Annotated in this window: 11 protein-coding genes and 2 rRNA genes (1 of these 13 cut by a window edge); 7 read left to right on the forward strand and 6 right to left on the reverse strand. The window is 42.6% G+C overall.

What is annotated here, in order from left to right:
* Position 1: 1 nt before the first annotated feature.
* The 3 genes from SKC38_RS05205 to SKC38_RS05215 form a co-directional block, all read right to left on the reverse strand.
* Positions 2-1,975: a KUP/HAK/KT family potassium transporter gene (locus SKC38_RS05205; protein WP_377975703.1), complete on the reverse strand. Its 1,974-nt coding sequence runs from the start codon at positions 1,973-1,975 to the stop codon at positions 2-4.
* 190 nt (positions 1,976-2,165) lie between these two features.
* Positions 2,166-3,530: a hypothetical protein gene (locus tag SKC38_RS05210; RefSeq protein WP_377975705.1), complete on the reverse strand. Its 1,365-nt coding sequence runs from the start codon at positions 3,528-3,530 to the stop codon at positions 2,166-2,168.
* The gene (locus SKC38_RS05215; RefSeq protein ID WP_377975706.1) at positions 3,527-4,222 is read right to left on the reverse strand and encodes an AlbA family DNA-binding domain-containing protein; all 696 of its coding nucleotides are present in this window, start codon (positions 4,220-4,222) and stop codon (positions 3,527-3,529) included. The genes SKC38_RS05210 and SKC38_RS05215 overlap by 4 nt, the downstream gene beginning before the upstream one ends.
* A gap of 110 nt (positions 4,223-4,332) precedes the next feature.
* Here SKC38_RS05215 and SKC38_RS05220 point away from each other — a divergent pair, with 110 nt between their 5' ends.
* The 3 genes from SKC38_RS05220 to SKC38_RS05230 are packed head-to-tail and all read left to right on the forward strand — an operon-like array spanning position 4,333 to position 7,217.
* Positions 4,333-5,025, forward strand: a complete 693-nt coding sequence (locus SKC38_RS05220; RefSeq protein ID WP_377975708.1) for a phosphoadenylyl-sulfate reductase — start codon at positions 4,333-4,335, stop codon at positions 5,023-5,025.
* A 9-nt stretch (positions 5,026-5,034) separates the two neighbouring features.
* Positions 5,035-5,949, forward strand: a complete 915-nt coding sequence (gene cysD / locus SKC38_RS05225) for a sulfate adenylyltransferase subunit CysD (RefSeq protein ID WP_377975710.1) — start codon at positions 5,035-5,037, stop codon at positions 5,947-5,949.
* Positions 5,950-5,966: 17 nt separating this feature from the next.
* Positions 5,967-7,217 (forward strand): sulfate adenylyltransferase subunit 1, encoded by a 1,251-nt coding sequence (locus SKC38_RS05230; RefSeq protein WP_377975712.1) that lies wholly within the window; start codon positions 5,967-5,969, stop codon positions 7,215-7,217.
* Positions 7,218-7,219: 2 nt separating this feature from the next.
* Here the strand turns inward: SKC38_RS05230 and SKC38_RS05235 are convergent, their stop codons facing one another.
* Positions 7,220-7,651: a sterol desaturase family protein gene (locus SKC38_RS05235; protein WP_377975714.1), complete on the reverse strand. Its 432-nt coding sequence runs from the start codon at positions 7,649-7,651 to the stop codon at positions 7,220-7,222.
* A 111-nt stretch (positions 7,652-7,762) separates the two neighbouring features.
* Here SKC38_RS05235 and SKC38_RS05240 point away from each other — a divergent pair, with 111 nt between their 5' ends.
* The 4 genes from SKC38_RS05240 to SKC38_RS05255 are packed head-to-tail and all read left to right on the forward strand — an operon-like array spanning position 7,763 to position 13,642.
* Entirely contained in the window at positions 7,763-10,387 is a 2,625-nt protein-coding gene (locus SKC38_RS05240) for a valine--tRNA ligase (protein ID WP_377975716.1), read from the forward strand.
* Complete coding sequence (locus SKC38_RS05245) at positions 10,387-11,397, forward strand: gliding motility protein GldB-related protein (protein WP_377975718.1); 1,011 nt, start codon at positions 10,387-10,389, stop codon at positions 11,395-11,397. The genes SKC38_RS05240 and SKC38_RS05245 overlap by 1 nt, the downstream gene beginning before the upstream one ends.
* Before the next feature lie 5 nt (positions 11,398-11,402).
* Positions 11,403-13,211, forward strand: a complete 1,809-nt coding sequence (locus SKC38_RS05250) for an ABC transporter ATP-binding protein (RefSeq protein ID WP_377975720.1) — start codon at positions 11,403-11,405, stop codon at positions 13,209-13,211.
* Positions 13,212-13,213: 2 nt separating this feature from the next.
* The gene (locus SKC38_RS05255; RefSeq protein ID WP_377975722.1) at positions 13,214-13,642 is read left to right on the forward strand and encodes a Fur family transcriptional regulator; all 429 of its coding nucleotides are present in this window, start codon (positions 13,214-13,216) and stop codon (positions 13,640-13,642) included.
* Between the two features lie 587 nt (positions 13,643-14,229).
* Here SKC38_RS05255 and rrf read toward each other — a convergent pair.
* Positions 14,230-14,341, reverse strand: a 5S ribosomal RNA gene (gene rrf, locus SKC38_RS05260).
* A gap of 67 nt (positions 14,342-14,408) precedes the next feature.
* Positions 14,409-15,484 (reverse strand): 23S ribosomal RNA (locus tag SKC38_RS12515) (it continues 1,791 nt past the right edge of the window).

Here is a 15,484-nt window from a genome sequence, read left to right on the forward strand (position 1 = left end):
ATTAGTCGATACGTCTAAGCGTACATTTAGTAATCGGTTTGATAATTAAAGGCACTTTTTCCAATTTAACTGCATCACTATCTAGGCCAAAATACTTGTCCTCAGAATGGGTAAACTGCTTCACAAAGAAGTGAGCTTTCATCACCAAACGATCCAATAATGGCATTTCATTATCATAAGACAAGAATTTCTCCAAAACGACGAATCGGAAATCACCAATCACATTTTGCTCATTCAATGACTTATAACGAGAGGTAATATCCACTTCTCCGCGTGCTACCATTTCTTCTACAACCTTACGGAAATACAAGTTGATGCGTTGCTCCACTCGGAATCCCAATTTGAAATTCACCTTGATGATATCATCCGGCTCAATCACAGTCACCTTATAATCCATGGTATAGGGATCATCCATCGTATCCACATGCACGAACCAATAGATATCTGCCTTCTTCGGACGGCGTTGGAAAATGGAATAAATAATCTTCGATTCAATATCCGTCACGCGTGCAGCATTCGACATAAATACCAAATGGGTCGCATATTTCGGAATCGTTTCATCCTTACTCAACTCCTTCAATGGCTCAATGTAATCAGCCAATTTCTCATACTCCGTTAATTTCTTTTTGATACGCGTCGCACGGAACCAAACCCACATCAACAGTACAATGACACCCGCAATAAAGAGTGACACATAACCTCCATGCCAGAATTTCTGCAAGTTGGCGACTAAAAACGCCCCCTCTAACGAAACATAAACGACTAGGAAGAGTAAAATCCACCACATATCGATTTTCTTGATATGTAAATAATAAGCCATTAATGATGTAGTCATCAACATGGTCATCGTAATGGCTAAACCATAGGCTGCTTCCATGTTCGCTGATTCACGGAACCACAAAACGACGCCAACACAACCCATCCAAAGCAATAGATTAATGGAAGGAACGTACAACTGACCTTTTTGATCCGAAGGATAAATCAAGCGAACGCGTGGCCAAAAGTTCAAGCGGATTGCTTCCGAAATCAAAGTAAAGGAACCTGAAATCAAGGCTTGCGAAGCAATAACGGCTGCCAAGGTTGCAAGCATAATGCCTGAGAATAAAAACTGAACACCTAATTCAGATTTCAACAATTCAAAAATAGGTTTTTTAACGCCTAACAATGCCCCATTTTGCGACAACAACCAAGCCCCTTGGCCAAAATATTGCAGCAACAATGCGACTTTGACAAACATCCAGGATACGCGAATATTCTCGCGGCCGCAATGACCTAAATCTGAATACAAAGCTTCAGCTCCAGTCGTACAAAGGAAAACAGCTCCTAAACTCCAGAATCCGGCGGTTCCAGCTTGATGCGTCGTTAACAAATCCCATGCATACGTCGGATTGACAGCACGTAAAATCGTCCAATCATTTTCGATGCCTAACAAGCCTGTTAAAGCCAACATAGAAAACCAAGCTAACATGACTGGGCCAAAAAACTTTCCTACAATCTTAGTACCCAAGATTTGAAACAAAAACAGACCCGTTAAAATCATGATCACCAAAGGAACTGTATCCGTAACAAACGGTCGGCCATCTGAATGATGCAACATGCGAAGCCCTTCTACAGCTGAGGAAACAGAGATAGGTGGTGTAATAATTCCATCGGCCAACAAGGTTGCGCCACCGATAATTGCGGGTAGGGTTAACCATTTGGCATGCCGACGAACTAAAGCAAAAAGGGCAAAGATTCCTCCTTCACCCTTGTTATCAGCTCGTAAAATTAAAATAACGTATTTCAAGGTTGTTTGAAGTGTCAATGTCCAGAAAATACAGGACAAGCCACCTAATACCGTTAATTCATTAATGGGATTGTCGCCAATGATGGCTTGCATCACGTATAGCGGAGAAGTTCCGATATCCCCGTAAATGATTCCCATGGCTACCAAAAGGCCGGCAGCCGTCATTTTATTCTTGTGTTTGTGTTCCATTATAACCTAGGGGAGTAAAAATCTATCCAAGCAGAATCGTTTATGGTTAGAATGCAAAAATTGCAGAAAATTGTACTATTTTGGTGTAATTTCTTGAAATATTTCAAGAAGTGGAGGCAAATATAATTCAATGTTTTAGATATCAAATAGCTTTCGAAAACTTTTCACCAAAAGCCTGAAACCATGTGAATTAACGCTCATAATAATAGCCAAAAATGATATCCATTTCGTCCTCGGAAGTAAGGCCAAAACCTAGGTCTTTATTTGTATCATTCACATATGTGGCAACGGAAGTAAGCCCTTCGCCCGCTTGCAATAAAATAGGGGTATCGTAATTGATAACCTTCGGATGAGCCCAATCTGCATTTTCGTAGATAACCTCGCCATCGCGCGCACCGCCTTTAATCTTAATCTGGAATAATTTACCTCTGGCGTGGTAATGTGAGGTTAAGGAAACAATCGCAACGGCTTTATCAAATTTAAAATCACGCGTTATCGTAGTTGTTTGATTCGCAGGCAACGTAAAACTCGTCACATTGAAATCAATCATTTTGACAATCTGCTTAACCTGGTCGGCAGGAACCGTATACAAATTCACATAATTTTCGCCATACAAATTATCCGTCGTTTTATTAAAGTAATGTGGATTCAAATCTATCGAGGCATTTGCAGGTAATTGCAAAGCCATTCCCGCCGGAAAACTATAGTCGGAATTAGGATCCGTACCGCCACCCAAAAATATGTGATTAGACATCTGAATTACCGTAGCAATATTTAAAGAGTTGTCTAAATTTCTTAAATCACGAACTTCATCTGTGTTGGGCAACAAGGTTTTTGATCGAAAATCGTACAATACCATGTGATGGCTGTTGGCCCGTGATTTCAATTTGATCCGAGCGACATAAACGGGTGCGGTATTGTTCAGTGGCCGACGAACAAACAATTCGCGTTCGAAATTGGGGGGAACCACAAATCTGTCCACTTTTAATTGAATGCCAGATTTCCCTTCTTCTGCAGGACTAGGTAAAGGAATGAAATTCGCCGACTCAACGAAACTTGGGGTGGTATCATCTAATAGACTTGCATCTGCGACTGTTCCCACAGATGGAGCACCGGCGTCAATCCATTTCTGAACAAAGGCTAATTGACCTTTTGAAATCGGCTTCCCGCCTAAAGGCATTGGGGCGCCGTAACTCACCAACCCATGATGACTTAAATCCCAATTGAGCTTATGAAACAACAAACTCTCACTAGAAGCAAATTTCCGAACGCGGATGACCGAATTTTTCAACGCAACAGGATTGACTGAGGCAACACCTACCAAGTTTGCATAAGCGTTCCCTTTCGTTAAGACCAAACCATGTTGGGCAAAACTCACATCGTTCATTGACAAATGACAACCGGAACTCGCACAACTGGGCGTCAACAATTTATCCTGCAATAAGTCAAAGGAAGATACTGTAGCCGCTTGCGGTGTTGGAGTAACACCGGGATCGTTCGCAACTTTGGAGCAGCCAAAAGGAATAATCGCTAAAAATAAAAGCCATTTTTTCATCGTAAGGAATAATGATCCTGATTTTCGCCAGGCTCTATTTTTAAGACTCGACTTAACACAAGTAATACCAATTTCCGAGAGGCCAACCACGAAGGTAACTGGCATTTCAGCGCAAAGTCGGCCAAAGTAATCTGCTCATTTGACCGAAGATATTCCATCAACCAGCGCTCCGCATCTCCATAGGCAAAGGAAAGTCCTTCTTCGTTTTCCCGACGCAATATTTGCTTCATCTCTTTGCTTGCCTTAATCGTTCGGTCTTTGACACGAACATAACAAACCGGAATCGGATCCGTTTCCAATTGGACAAAATGCGGTTTATCGATGCTCTCAAATACCCGATAAACTAATACAGACCGCCCATTTTCTAATGCAATTCGATAAACGTGATAGGTAAATGCAGGAAAACAATACTGAGATATAGCCTTTTCTAACAAAAATTCATCTTCATCCACAAACTTTGATCCTTCAATCTGCCCATCATCTGAGACACCCACGAACAGATGCCCGCCATCTGAATTTGCAAAGGCGACCAACTCCTTGATAATCTTTTCAGGAAATTTGACTTTCATTTTAAACTCCAGCCGTTGGCCTTCCCCATGACGTACCAAATGCTTTAGATTTCGCAAATCCAACTGCATTTCTTCCTCGTCACCGGTGGCTTGATCCAACAAAATTTCGTTTCCTGTACGCATAGCTTATAAACCCCAACTAAATTAAAAAGTTTTCAAACAAATCCGTTTATTTTTTTACTTAGTATAGCAATTCAATAGACTTTATATATCTTTGTGAAAATTTCGTCAAAATGATTCCAGAAAATTTCGAAAAATCGCTTGAGACGCTTTCCTTATTGGAACGCATGCAGCAAATTACAACGCTTTTTGCGGGCAAAAAAATAGTCTTCTCTACCTCATTTGGGCAAGAAGACCAAGCCATCACCCATGCGATTGCATCCCAAAAACTGGCAATCGAAATTTTCACTTTGGATACAGGCCGACAATTTCAGGAGTCCTACGAACTCATCGATTTAACCGTAAAGAAGTTGGGCTTCAATCTGAAAACCTACTTTCCACAAACTTCAGCTGTTGAAAAACTTGTTGAAACGAAAGGCTTTAATTCCTTTTACAGTTCAGTAGAAAATCGGAAAGAATGTTGCTTTATCCGGAAGATCGAGCCCTTGAATCGTGCATTACAAGGAGCGGATGTTTGGATTACGGGATTACGTGCTGAGCAATCAGATAATCGCGCTGACATGCCGATAATCGAATGGGATGCTCAGAAGAACTTATATAAGATCAATCCATTAATTGATTGGTCGTTTGAGACCTTAGAAAATTATTTAGCTGAATATAAAGTACCCCAGAACCCTTTACATAAAAAAGGCTTCATTTCCATTGGTTGCGCCCCTTGTACGCGTGCAATCGCGGAAGGAGAACATCCCCGTGCGGGCCGTTGGTGGTGGGAAAATTCACAAAAAGAATGCGGTTTACACGCCTAATACCAGAATATGAATAAGTTAAACGATAAAATCGGACATTTTCCTCGCCAGTTGGAGGACGAATCCATTTACATCATGCGCGAAGTGGCGGCTCAATTCGAGCGTCCAGCTTTGTTATTTTCCGGTGGAAAAGATTCCATTACCTTAGTACGTTTGGCCCAAAAAGCCTTCTATCCAGGTAAAATCCCTTTCCCACTCGTGCACATTGATACGGGACATAATTTCCCGGAGACCATTGAGTTTAGAGATAGGTTAGCCAAAGAAACTGGTGCAGAATTAATCGTTCGTTATGTCCAAGATTCGATTGATCAGGGGAAAGCGAAAGAGGAATCCGGTAAATATGCTTCTCGCAATGTCTTGCAAACCGTGACTTTGTTAGACACGATCGAGGAATTTAAATTCGATGCCTGCATCGGAGGGGCTCGTCGGGATGAGGAAAAAGCCCGTGCCAAAGAGCGTATCTTCTCGGTTCGTGATGACTTTGGTCAATGGGATGCGAAACGCCAACGCCCAGAATTATTTGATATGTTGAACGGCCGCATTGCCGTAGGCGAAAATGTCCGTGTTTTCCCTATTTCCAATTGGACAGAATTAGACGTTTGGAACTACATCAAAGAGGAAAACATGGAAATTCCATCCATCTATTTCTCGCACAAACGCCAAGTTATTGAGCGTGATGGCATGCTTTGGGCGGATTCAGAACACTTGAACAAAGAGGCTGATGAAATACCATTTGAGGCAACTGTCCGTTTCCGCACGGTGGGTGACATGACATGTACAGCTGCTGTTGCATCCGAAGCGACGGAAATCGATGTAATCATCGAAGAGATTTTATCCGCAGAAATTTCGGAACGGGGTGCGCGTATCGACGATAAACGCTCCGAAGCTGCCATGGAAAAACGGAAACAACAAGGGTATTTTTAATCAAGCGAAGAAAGACAATGGATATATTACGCATAGCAACAGCCGGTTCCGTAGATGACGGAAAAAGTACCTTGATCGGTCGCTTATTATACGAGACAAATTCGATTACCAAAGATAAAATTGAAGCACTTGAAACAGCTTCGAAACGCAAAGGATTGGACTTCCTAGACCTATCCCTTTTGACTGATGGCCTTATCGCAGAACGTGAACAAGGAATTACCATCGACGTTGCCCACATCTATTTTTCTACCCCTAGCCGCAAATACATCATTGCGGATACCCCAGGTCACGTAGAATACACCCGAAACATGGTTACAGGCGCATCCAATGCGAAAGTTTCCTTGATTTTAGTGGATGCTCGCCAAGGAATGGTCGAACAAACGGCTCGTCACTTATCGATCGCAGCCATGTTGCGCATTCCCAAAGTGATCATTTGTGTCAACAAAATGGACTTGGTTCAATACCAAGAATCTACTTTTGAAGAAATCAAAGCGAGCCTGACGGAACTCGTTAAACAAACAACTTTTGAAGGACAAGAAATTAGCTTCTTACCTATCTCGTCACTTTATGGGCAAAACATCACAAAGAAAGCAGAGCAAATGCCTTGGTTTACAGGCAATACCCTGCTAGGTGAATTGGAAGCTTTTGAATATGCGGAGACATTGGCACACGCTCCCGCTCGATTCCCAGTTCAATTTGTCGTACGTCCCATGACGGAGGCCTATCATGATTTCCGTGGTTATGCAGGTAAAATAAGTTCAGGGACTTTCCGTGTGGGTGATGCGATTCGAGTATTGCCAACAGGCCAAGAAAGTACGATAGCGACGATCGAAAAGTTCGAAGATAAATTATCGGAAGCAAAAGCTGGAGATTCGGTGGTGATTACCTTGTCTACCGACATAGACATTTCACGCGGCAACACGATTGTGCTTGCGTCGGAAGCGAACGCTCCGCAGTTAAAAGATTTTTCCGCGCAGGTTTGTTGGCTTGATCACCAAGCCCTTACTCCTGGAAAAACCTATTTGTTGCAACACGGCATCAACATCACCAAAGCGAAGATTTCTCAAATTACCGAGCGCTTAGATGTCGTTGCACAAACAGCCACAGAAGGTGTCGATTCCTTGAAACTAAACGAAATCGGTCGTATTGCCTTACGTACTGCGCAGCCGATTAGTGCTGATGTGTACGCCAACAATCCTTCGAACGGAGCATTTATTTTAATTGATGAATTCTCTAACTCGACAGTCGGCGTAGGTTTCGTTCAATAGAACTATTGATATTTTTTAGGGGCGTAGAGGAAACCAAAAGCCTCTGCGCCTTTTTTTGTATGTACCTCATGATGCACATAATGTGCCTTCATGATACGTTTCATGTAAGCCGATCCCGCTTTGTATTTGATTTTAATTCGTCGGTGCACAATAATGTCGTGAAAGATGAAATAAAATATTCCATACGTCGCAATGCCGAGGCCGATGTAAAACAAGGGCCAGTATTCCGGGATTTCTGCGCCCACAATGATAGTTAGCGTGGAGGAAATCCCAAAAACCACGGAGAACAAATCATTTTTTTCCAAGGCATTTTTGTGATGCACATGATGGGATTCGTGCCAGTTCCACATAATTCCATGCATGATGTATTTGTGCGTAAACCAAGCGACGCCTTCCATTCCTAAAAATGTCCCCAACCAAAGTAGAATTCCCATTATTTGCATTTTGGATTTTAACCAAAATTACAGCGAATTGTTTTAATAATCCACCCGCTCCTTTGACTGAAATCAATTATCTTTGTAGGCTATAAATACTCATACGCTTTTATGATTGACAAGAATTACGCCCCGCAGGAAATTGAACAGAAATGGTACGCCTATTGGTTAGAGCAAAAGGTCTTTGCTTCTAAACCAAATCCCAACAAGGAGGCTTATTCCATCGTCATCCCTCCACCCAATGTGACGGGCGTATTGCACATGGGCCACATGCTCAACAATACCATCCAAGACGTGCTGATTCGTAAAGCTCGCATGGAGGGGAAAGAGGCGTGCTGGGTTCCGGGTACTGACCACGCTTCAATCGCTACAGAAGCGAAAGTAGTAGCGATGTTGAAGGAAAAAGGCATTGAGAAAAAAGACATTACACGCGAGGAATTCCTGAAACATGCCTTCGAATGGAAGGACAAATACGGCGGAATTATTCTCGATCAATTAAAGAAATTAGGTGCTTCATGTGATTGGGATCGTACTCGTTTCACGATGGAACCTTCCTTATATCAAGCGGTGATTGACACCTTTGTTCGTTTGTACAACAAAGGATTAATTTATCGCGGTGTGCGCATGGTGAACTGGGATCCGCAAGGAAAAACAGCTTTGTCGGACGAAGAAGTAATCTACAAAGATGTTCAGGCCAAATTATTCCACATCCAATATCCACTCGTAGATGGTTCTGGATTTGTGACTATCGCCACGACCCGACCGGAAACGATCATGGCTGATGCAGCGATTTGCGTGAATCCTGCGGATGAGCGCTATCTACATTTACATGGAAAAAAGGTTCGTATACCTTTGATTGACCGTGAAATCAGCATCATCCCTGATGAATATGTGACCTTGGATTTTGGAACAGGTTGTTTAAAAGTAACACCTGCTCACGATTTAAATGACTACGAATTAGGCTTAAAACACAAATTGCCGGTGATCGACATTTTAAATGACGATGGCACCTTGAATGAAAAAGCCATTTTATTTGTAGGCGTTGATCGTTTTGAAGCGCGTAAACGCATTGTGAAGCAATTAACCGAGGAAGGTTATTTAGTCAAAACAGATGAATACAAATCGACCGTTGGTACTTCTGAGCGAACAGGTGCGGTGATCGAACCGAAATTGTCATTGCAATGGTTCATGAAAATGGAAGAGTTGGCCAAGCCTGCTTTAGACAATGTCATGAATGATACTATTCAATTGCACCCGGCTAAGTTTAAGAATACCTATCGTTCTTGGATGGAAAATGTTCGCGACTGGTGTATTTCGCGTCAGTTGTGGTGGGGCCAACAAATCCCAGCGTTCTACATGGAAGATGGCACGGTAATTGTGGCGAGAGATAAGCAAGAAGCCTTGCGAATTGCACGCGATAAGTATCAGTTATTTGCCTTGGTGGAAGATGATTTAACACAAGATCCGGATGTATTGGATACGTGGTTCTCGTCTTGGTTATGGCCTATTTCGGTATTTGATGGCATTGAAAATCCGGATAATGAGGAAATTAATTATTATTACCCAACCAATGATTTAGTTACGGGACCCGATATTTTATTCTTCTGGGTAGCACGTATGATCATGGCTGGATATGAGTGGCGTGATGAATTGCCATTTAAGAATGTGTATTTGACCGGAATTGTACGTGATAAGCAAGGTCGTAAGATGTCCAAATCATTGGGGAACTCTCCTGATCCATTGGAATTAATTGAGCGATTTGGCGCAGATGGTGTACGTTCGGGATTATTATTTTCAGCACCAGCTGGCAATGACTTATTATTTGATGATAAGTTATGTGAACAAGGACGTAATTTCTCAAACAAAATTTGGAATGCGTTCCGCTTGTTAAAAGGTTTAGAAGTAGTTCCTGGAACATCATTACCAGAACATGTGTTAGCAACAGTTTGGTTTGAATCTAAATTAAACCAGACCATCACAGAAGTTCAAGATCACTTTAGCAAGTTCCGAATTTCAGATGCCTTGTTGAGCATTTATAATTTGGTTTGGGATGATTTCTGTGGCAAATACTTGGAAATTATTAAGCCGGCTTATCAAAGTCCGATTCATGCGGATACCTTAGATGCGGCCTTGGGATTGTTCGATTCCTTGATGCGCTTGATGCATCCATATATGCCATTTATCACAGAAGAAATTTGGCAGGCAATTGATACGCGTGCTGAAAAAGCTACAATTTGTACGGCTGAATTTCCAAAAGCTGGCGCTGTCAATGACGCATTAATTGCGCAATTTGATGCGATGTTCGAGGTAGTGACAAAGGTACGTGAGATTCGTAACTCGAAACAATTGTCCCCAAAGTTAGCTTTGCCACTTTGCATTAAGTCGGATCAACCAACAGCCTATACAGCAGTGGAGGCGATCATGCAGAAATTAGCGAATTTAGAATCAATCACGTTTATAAACGAACCGATCGTAGACGCTCAAACCTTTGTGGTGAAGTCGGACCAATTCTTTGTTCCAATGGCAAACGATGAAGATCCAGAGGTCCTTAAAGCGGAATCAGCGAAGGAATTGGAATATCTATTAGGTTTCAAAAAGTCGGTAGAGGCCAAATTAGCAAATGAAAAATTCGTCCAAAATGCGAAGGCGGATTTAGTGGAGCGAGAGCGCCAAAAGCTTTCAGATGCGGAAAATAAAATCAAATCCTTGCAGGAATTATTAGCTCGATTGGGATAATGAAAAGGGTACTAATCGTCTTCTTGGCTTTGTTTTTTTGGCAGTGTAGTAAATCTGACAAAGAAAAAAGCGCACCCAAAATCAAATGGGACATGCAACGATTGGACCGGACATTAGCGGAGGCCAACTCCGCTGAGGCAATTGATTCCATCCTGAAGAAGCATCCGGAAATTGGGATAGGCTACTTCAGTTGTCCGCCCGAAAAGACTCCATTTTTAGCGCGCGACTTATACCAATTGTATCAAAACCCCTCCTTAAAGGCTTTTTACAAGCAGAGCCAAGATTCGGCATTTTTCGGGGGAGATCGTTTAGAGAAAGAATTACGTTTGGCATTTGAGCGCATTCAGCAGGAATTCCCAGGATTAAAAACCCCTAAAATTCGTACGGTATTCTCGGGTTTTGGAGGCGTTGGGGGTGAATTCACGGCCCAACATTTACAAGTTTCCGACAGCTTAATCGTCATCGGTCTAGATTTTTTCATGGGCAAAAAAGGTTTATACCTTCCTCCAGGCGTATATGATTATCAATTACGCCGCTTGGAACCTCAGGCATTGGTTGGACAAGTAATCTTACAATATTCGGCCTTTGTCAATCGTCAAAACGAGGAAGACCATACCTTGTTAAGTGATATGATTTGGTATGGAAAGGGTTTCGTGTTTACGAAGAAGATATTGCCTGAATTAGCTGATTCGTTATTATTTGGCTATACGACACAAGAATTAGCTGAGACAAATGCATTCCAAAAGGAAGTTTGGGAACATTTCATCGACAAAAAACTGTTGTTCAATCAAGAAGAATTAACAAAAAATAAATACTTGGGAGAGCGTCCCAAAACCCCTGAAATAGGTCCGGCTTGTCCAGGATCCATTGGCAGATGGTTAGGATGGCGCATTGTAGACCAATATTGGAAACAAAATCCTAAAGTAACGCTTACTAAGTTAATGACAGACCCCGACTATAACTCTTTATTTCTAAAGTCGGGCTATCGAGGTGAGCCGGACAAAGAATAAAACCAATGGCAAAAAGACATGAGAGTTTTGGTTCAGGGCCTGAACCAAAGGATAAGGTAAAAGTGGACAAGCAAGGTTTGAAAAAAGCTTTGAAAATTTTCCAATTTGTCATTCCATACAAGTGGACCTTCATTACGGGGATGGTGTTTTTATTGTTGTCAAACTTGACGACGATGAGTTTTCCCTTATTAATTGGCCAAATGACAAAGGTCATTGAGGGTAAATCGAATTACCACATCAATGAAGTCACGCTATTCTTTTTCGCGGTATTAATCATTCAAGCGATTTTATCCTTTTTACGTATTTACACTTTTGCGCAGGTATCTGAAAAAGCCATGCGGGATGTGCGCAAAACATTATATGCCAAAATTATCACGATGCCTATTTTTCATTTTGAAAAACGGCGCGTGGGGGAATTGATGAGTCGGATCACGTCTGACATTACGCAACTACAGGATGTCTTATCGATTACATTGGCAGAGTTCTTCCGACAAGTATTTACACTCGTAGGAGGAATTGCGTTGATCACATATTTATCTTGGAAGTTGACGTTATTTATGTTGGCCACTTTCCCGTTACTCGTAGTGGCGGCGATTGTATTTGGGAAGTTCATCCGGAAAATATCAAAGAAATCGCAAGATGAATTGGCGGCGACGAATATCATTGTAGAGGAAACGTTTCAATCGATTCAGGCGGTTAAATCATTCACAAATGAATCCTATGAAGTCAATCGCTATACGAGCTCGTTAAATCGCGTGATTGAGGCCGCATTAAAGGCCGCAACGATGCGAGGAGCCTTTGTGAGCTTTGTCATTTTTGCCTTGTTTGGAGGGATTGTGGGAGTTGTATGGTATGGTGCGGCATTGGTGGCGCAGGGCGATATGATATTGGCAGATTTATTGACCTTTATCTTTTACACGGCTTTCATAGGTGGGTCAGTTGGAGGTTTGGGTGATATCTATGCACAATTACAGAAGACGATTGGATCGTCGGATCGAATTTTGGAGATTTTGCAAGATCCGTCTGAGATTGATTTAGTTAGCCAAACGTCTTCTAAGGCGATTGAATTTGGTAAGATTAGCATCGAAGATCTGCACTTTTCATATCCTAGCAGGCCAACCGTGGAAATCTTGAAAGGCATTTCAATTGATATTGAGCCTGGCCAAAAGATTGCGATTGTAGGTACATCAGGTACGGGTAAATCCACCTTGGCCCAATTGATGATGCGTTTTTATGAACCCAATGCAGGACAGATCAAATTAAACGGTCGGAACATTCAGGAATATTCCGTAAGCGACTGGAGGGACATGTTGGCCTTAGTACCCCAAGAAGTCTTGTTGTTTGGAGGAACTATTCGTGAGAACATAACATATGGCAAGCCGGGAGCAAGTCAAGAAGAAATTGAATTTGCAGCAGAGCAGGCATTTGCCAAAGAATTTATTGAGTCATTCCCGGAGAAGTGGGATACGATGGTCGGAGAACGCGGAGTAAAATTATCGGGAGGCCAGCGCCAACGAATAGCAATTGCAAGAGCGATATTACGTGATCCGAAGTTTTTAATATTAGATGAGGCGACAAGTGCGTTGGATTCGGAATCAGAAAAATGGGTGCAATCGGCCTTGGAGGAATTGATGAAGAATCGGACGAGTTTGATTATTGCGCACCGATTATCGACGATTCGTTCGGCAGATCAAATCATTGTGATGGAAGAAGGAAAGATATTAGAGCAGGGGAATCATGAAACTTTGATGAAGATCAAAAATGGTGTTTACCGGAATATGGTAACATTACAAACAGAACATTTGCAGGCATAGCTATGGCAGCAAAACCAGAAATAAAATTGGATCAATTTGGGTTGCGGTCGACGGGCAGTCGGCAAGCCGTACTCGCTGCATTCCAACAAGCAGGTTATGCCTTGAGTCAAGGAGATATTGAGCAGGCCTTATCGAGTCAATTTGATCGAGTTACTATCTATAGAACGCTCAAATCATTTTTAGCAAGTGGATTATTGCATAAAGTATTAGATGACCAAGGCGGCATAAAATATGCATTGTGCCAGGAAACTTGTCATCATGATTCCAATCATCATCATCAACATGATCATGTACACTTCAAGTGTACCCAATGTGGGCAGACGACATGTTTAGAAACTGTTCATATTCCTCAGATTATTTTACCGGAACATTTCATTAAGCAGGAGAGTAATTTATTGATTCAAGGGGTTTGTAGGGGGTGTAATAGGTAGGAAGTTTAGAGGTAAGAATTAAGAGTGAAGAAATTAGACATTGGACATTAGACATTAGACGTTAGACGTTGGACATTAGACGTTAGACATTGGACCTTGACTATAGAGACACGATACTTCGAATATGAGGTAAGAACTAAGAGTTAAGTTGTTGGATATTTAAATGTAGAGACGCGATACTTCGCGTCTTTTTTCATTACTACTAAAAAGTAGTTAAAGGAAGTTGAATTACTTAGAACGATAGATAGAAAGATAAGAACTAAGAGTGAAGAATTAAGAGTGAAGAACTAAGAGGTAAACTATCTAGACAAATTGCTAGCGACTGACGACTAGTGACTGGTTTAGAACTAAGAGTAAAGAATTAAGAGGTAAGAGGTAAGAGTTTATCCTCTAGATTATCTTCTGCGACTAGTGACTAGCGACTAATCACTGACCACTGACGACTAGTGACAGTTTTCCCTTCGGACTCCGGACTATTTCCCTCCGGACTGCCGACTGCCGACTAGCGACTAGTGACTGATGACTAGTGACTGATGACTATAGGTCAAAAAAAAACCGCTCTCTTACGAGGCGGTCTTTTGATAATAACTTGGAGCTTACTTACTTTCCCGGGTTTGATCCCAGTATCATCAGCGGTGCGGGGCTTAACTTCTCTGTTCGAGATGGGAAGAGGTGAACACCCGTCCTATCGGCTCCATACTTTTTACAAGGTCATAGCCTTTTTCCATATTGTGAGATAAAATAAACAGCAGGGTGTAAATTAATAAAAGGTAAGCTTTCGGGTAATTAGTACTACTCGACTTTGACATTACTGTCTTTACATCTGTAGCCTATCGACCGTGTCGTCTACACGGGCCCTTCATGGAATACTCATCTTCAGGTCAGTTTCGCACTTAGATGCTTTCAGCGCTTATCTGGTCCCGACGTGGCTACTCAGCTATGCCCTTGGCAGAACAACTGATATACCAGCGGTCAGTCCAACTCGGTCCTCTCGTACTAAAGTCAGAACCTGTCAATATTCCTACGCCCACAACAGATAGGGACCGAACTGTCTCACGACGTTCTGAACCCAGCTCGCGTGCCACTTTAATCGGCGAACAGCCGAACCCTTGGGACCTTCTCCAGCCCCAGGATGTGACGAGCCGACATCGAGGTGCCAAACCTCCCCGTCGATGTGAGCTCTTGGGGGAGATCAGCCTGTTATCCCCAGAGTACCTTTTATCCTTTGAGCGATGGCTGTTCCATACTAAACCACCGGATCACTATATCCTACTTTCGTACCTGATCGACTTGTCGGTCTCACAGTCAAGCTCCCTTTTGCTATTGCACTCTACGCACGGTTACCAAGCGTGCTGAGGGAACCTTTGAAAGCCTCCGTTACTCTTTTGGAGGCGACCACCCCAGTCAAACTACCCACCAAGCAATGTCTCCCCTTTGGGGATTAGAATTCCAGTACAAGAAGGGTGGTATTTCAACGTTGGCTCCCCGATGCCTAGCGACACCGGCTCACAGCCTCCCACCTATCCTACACATCCAGTACCAAAACTCAATGCTAAGCTATAGTAAAGGTTCATGGGGTCTTTCCGTCCCGTTGCGGGTAAACGGCATCTTCACCGTTACTACAATTTCACCGAGCTCACGGCTGAGACAGTGCCCAGATCGTTACACCATTCGTGCAGGTCGGAACTTACCCGACAAGGAATTTCGCTACCTTAGGACCGTTATAGTTACGGCCGCCGTTTACTGGGGCTTCAGTTCAATGCTTCGCCTTGCGGCTAACATCCCCCCTTAACCTTCCAGCACCGGGCAGGTGTCAGGCCTTATACGTCATCTTTCGATTTA

Source organism: Aquirufa echingensis (assembly GCF_042714525.1).
Taxonomy (GTDB): Bacteria; Bacteroidota; Bacteroidia; order Cytophagales; family Spirosomataceae; genus Aquirufa; species Aquirufa echingensis.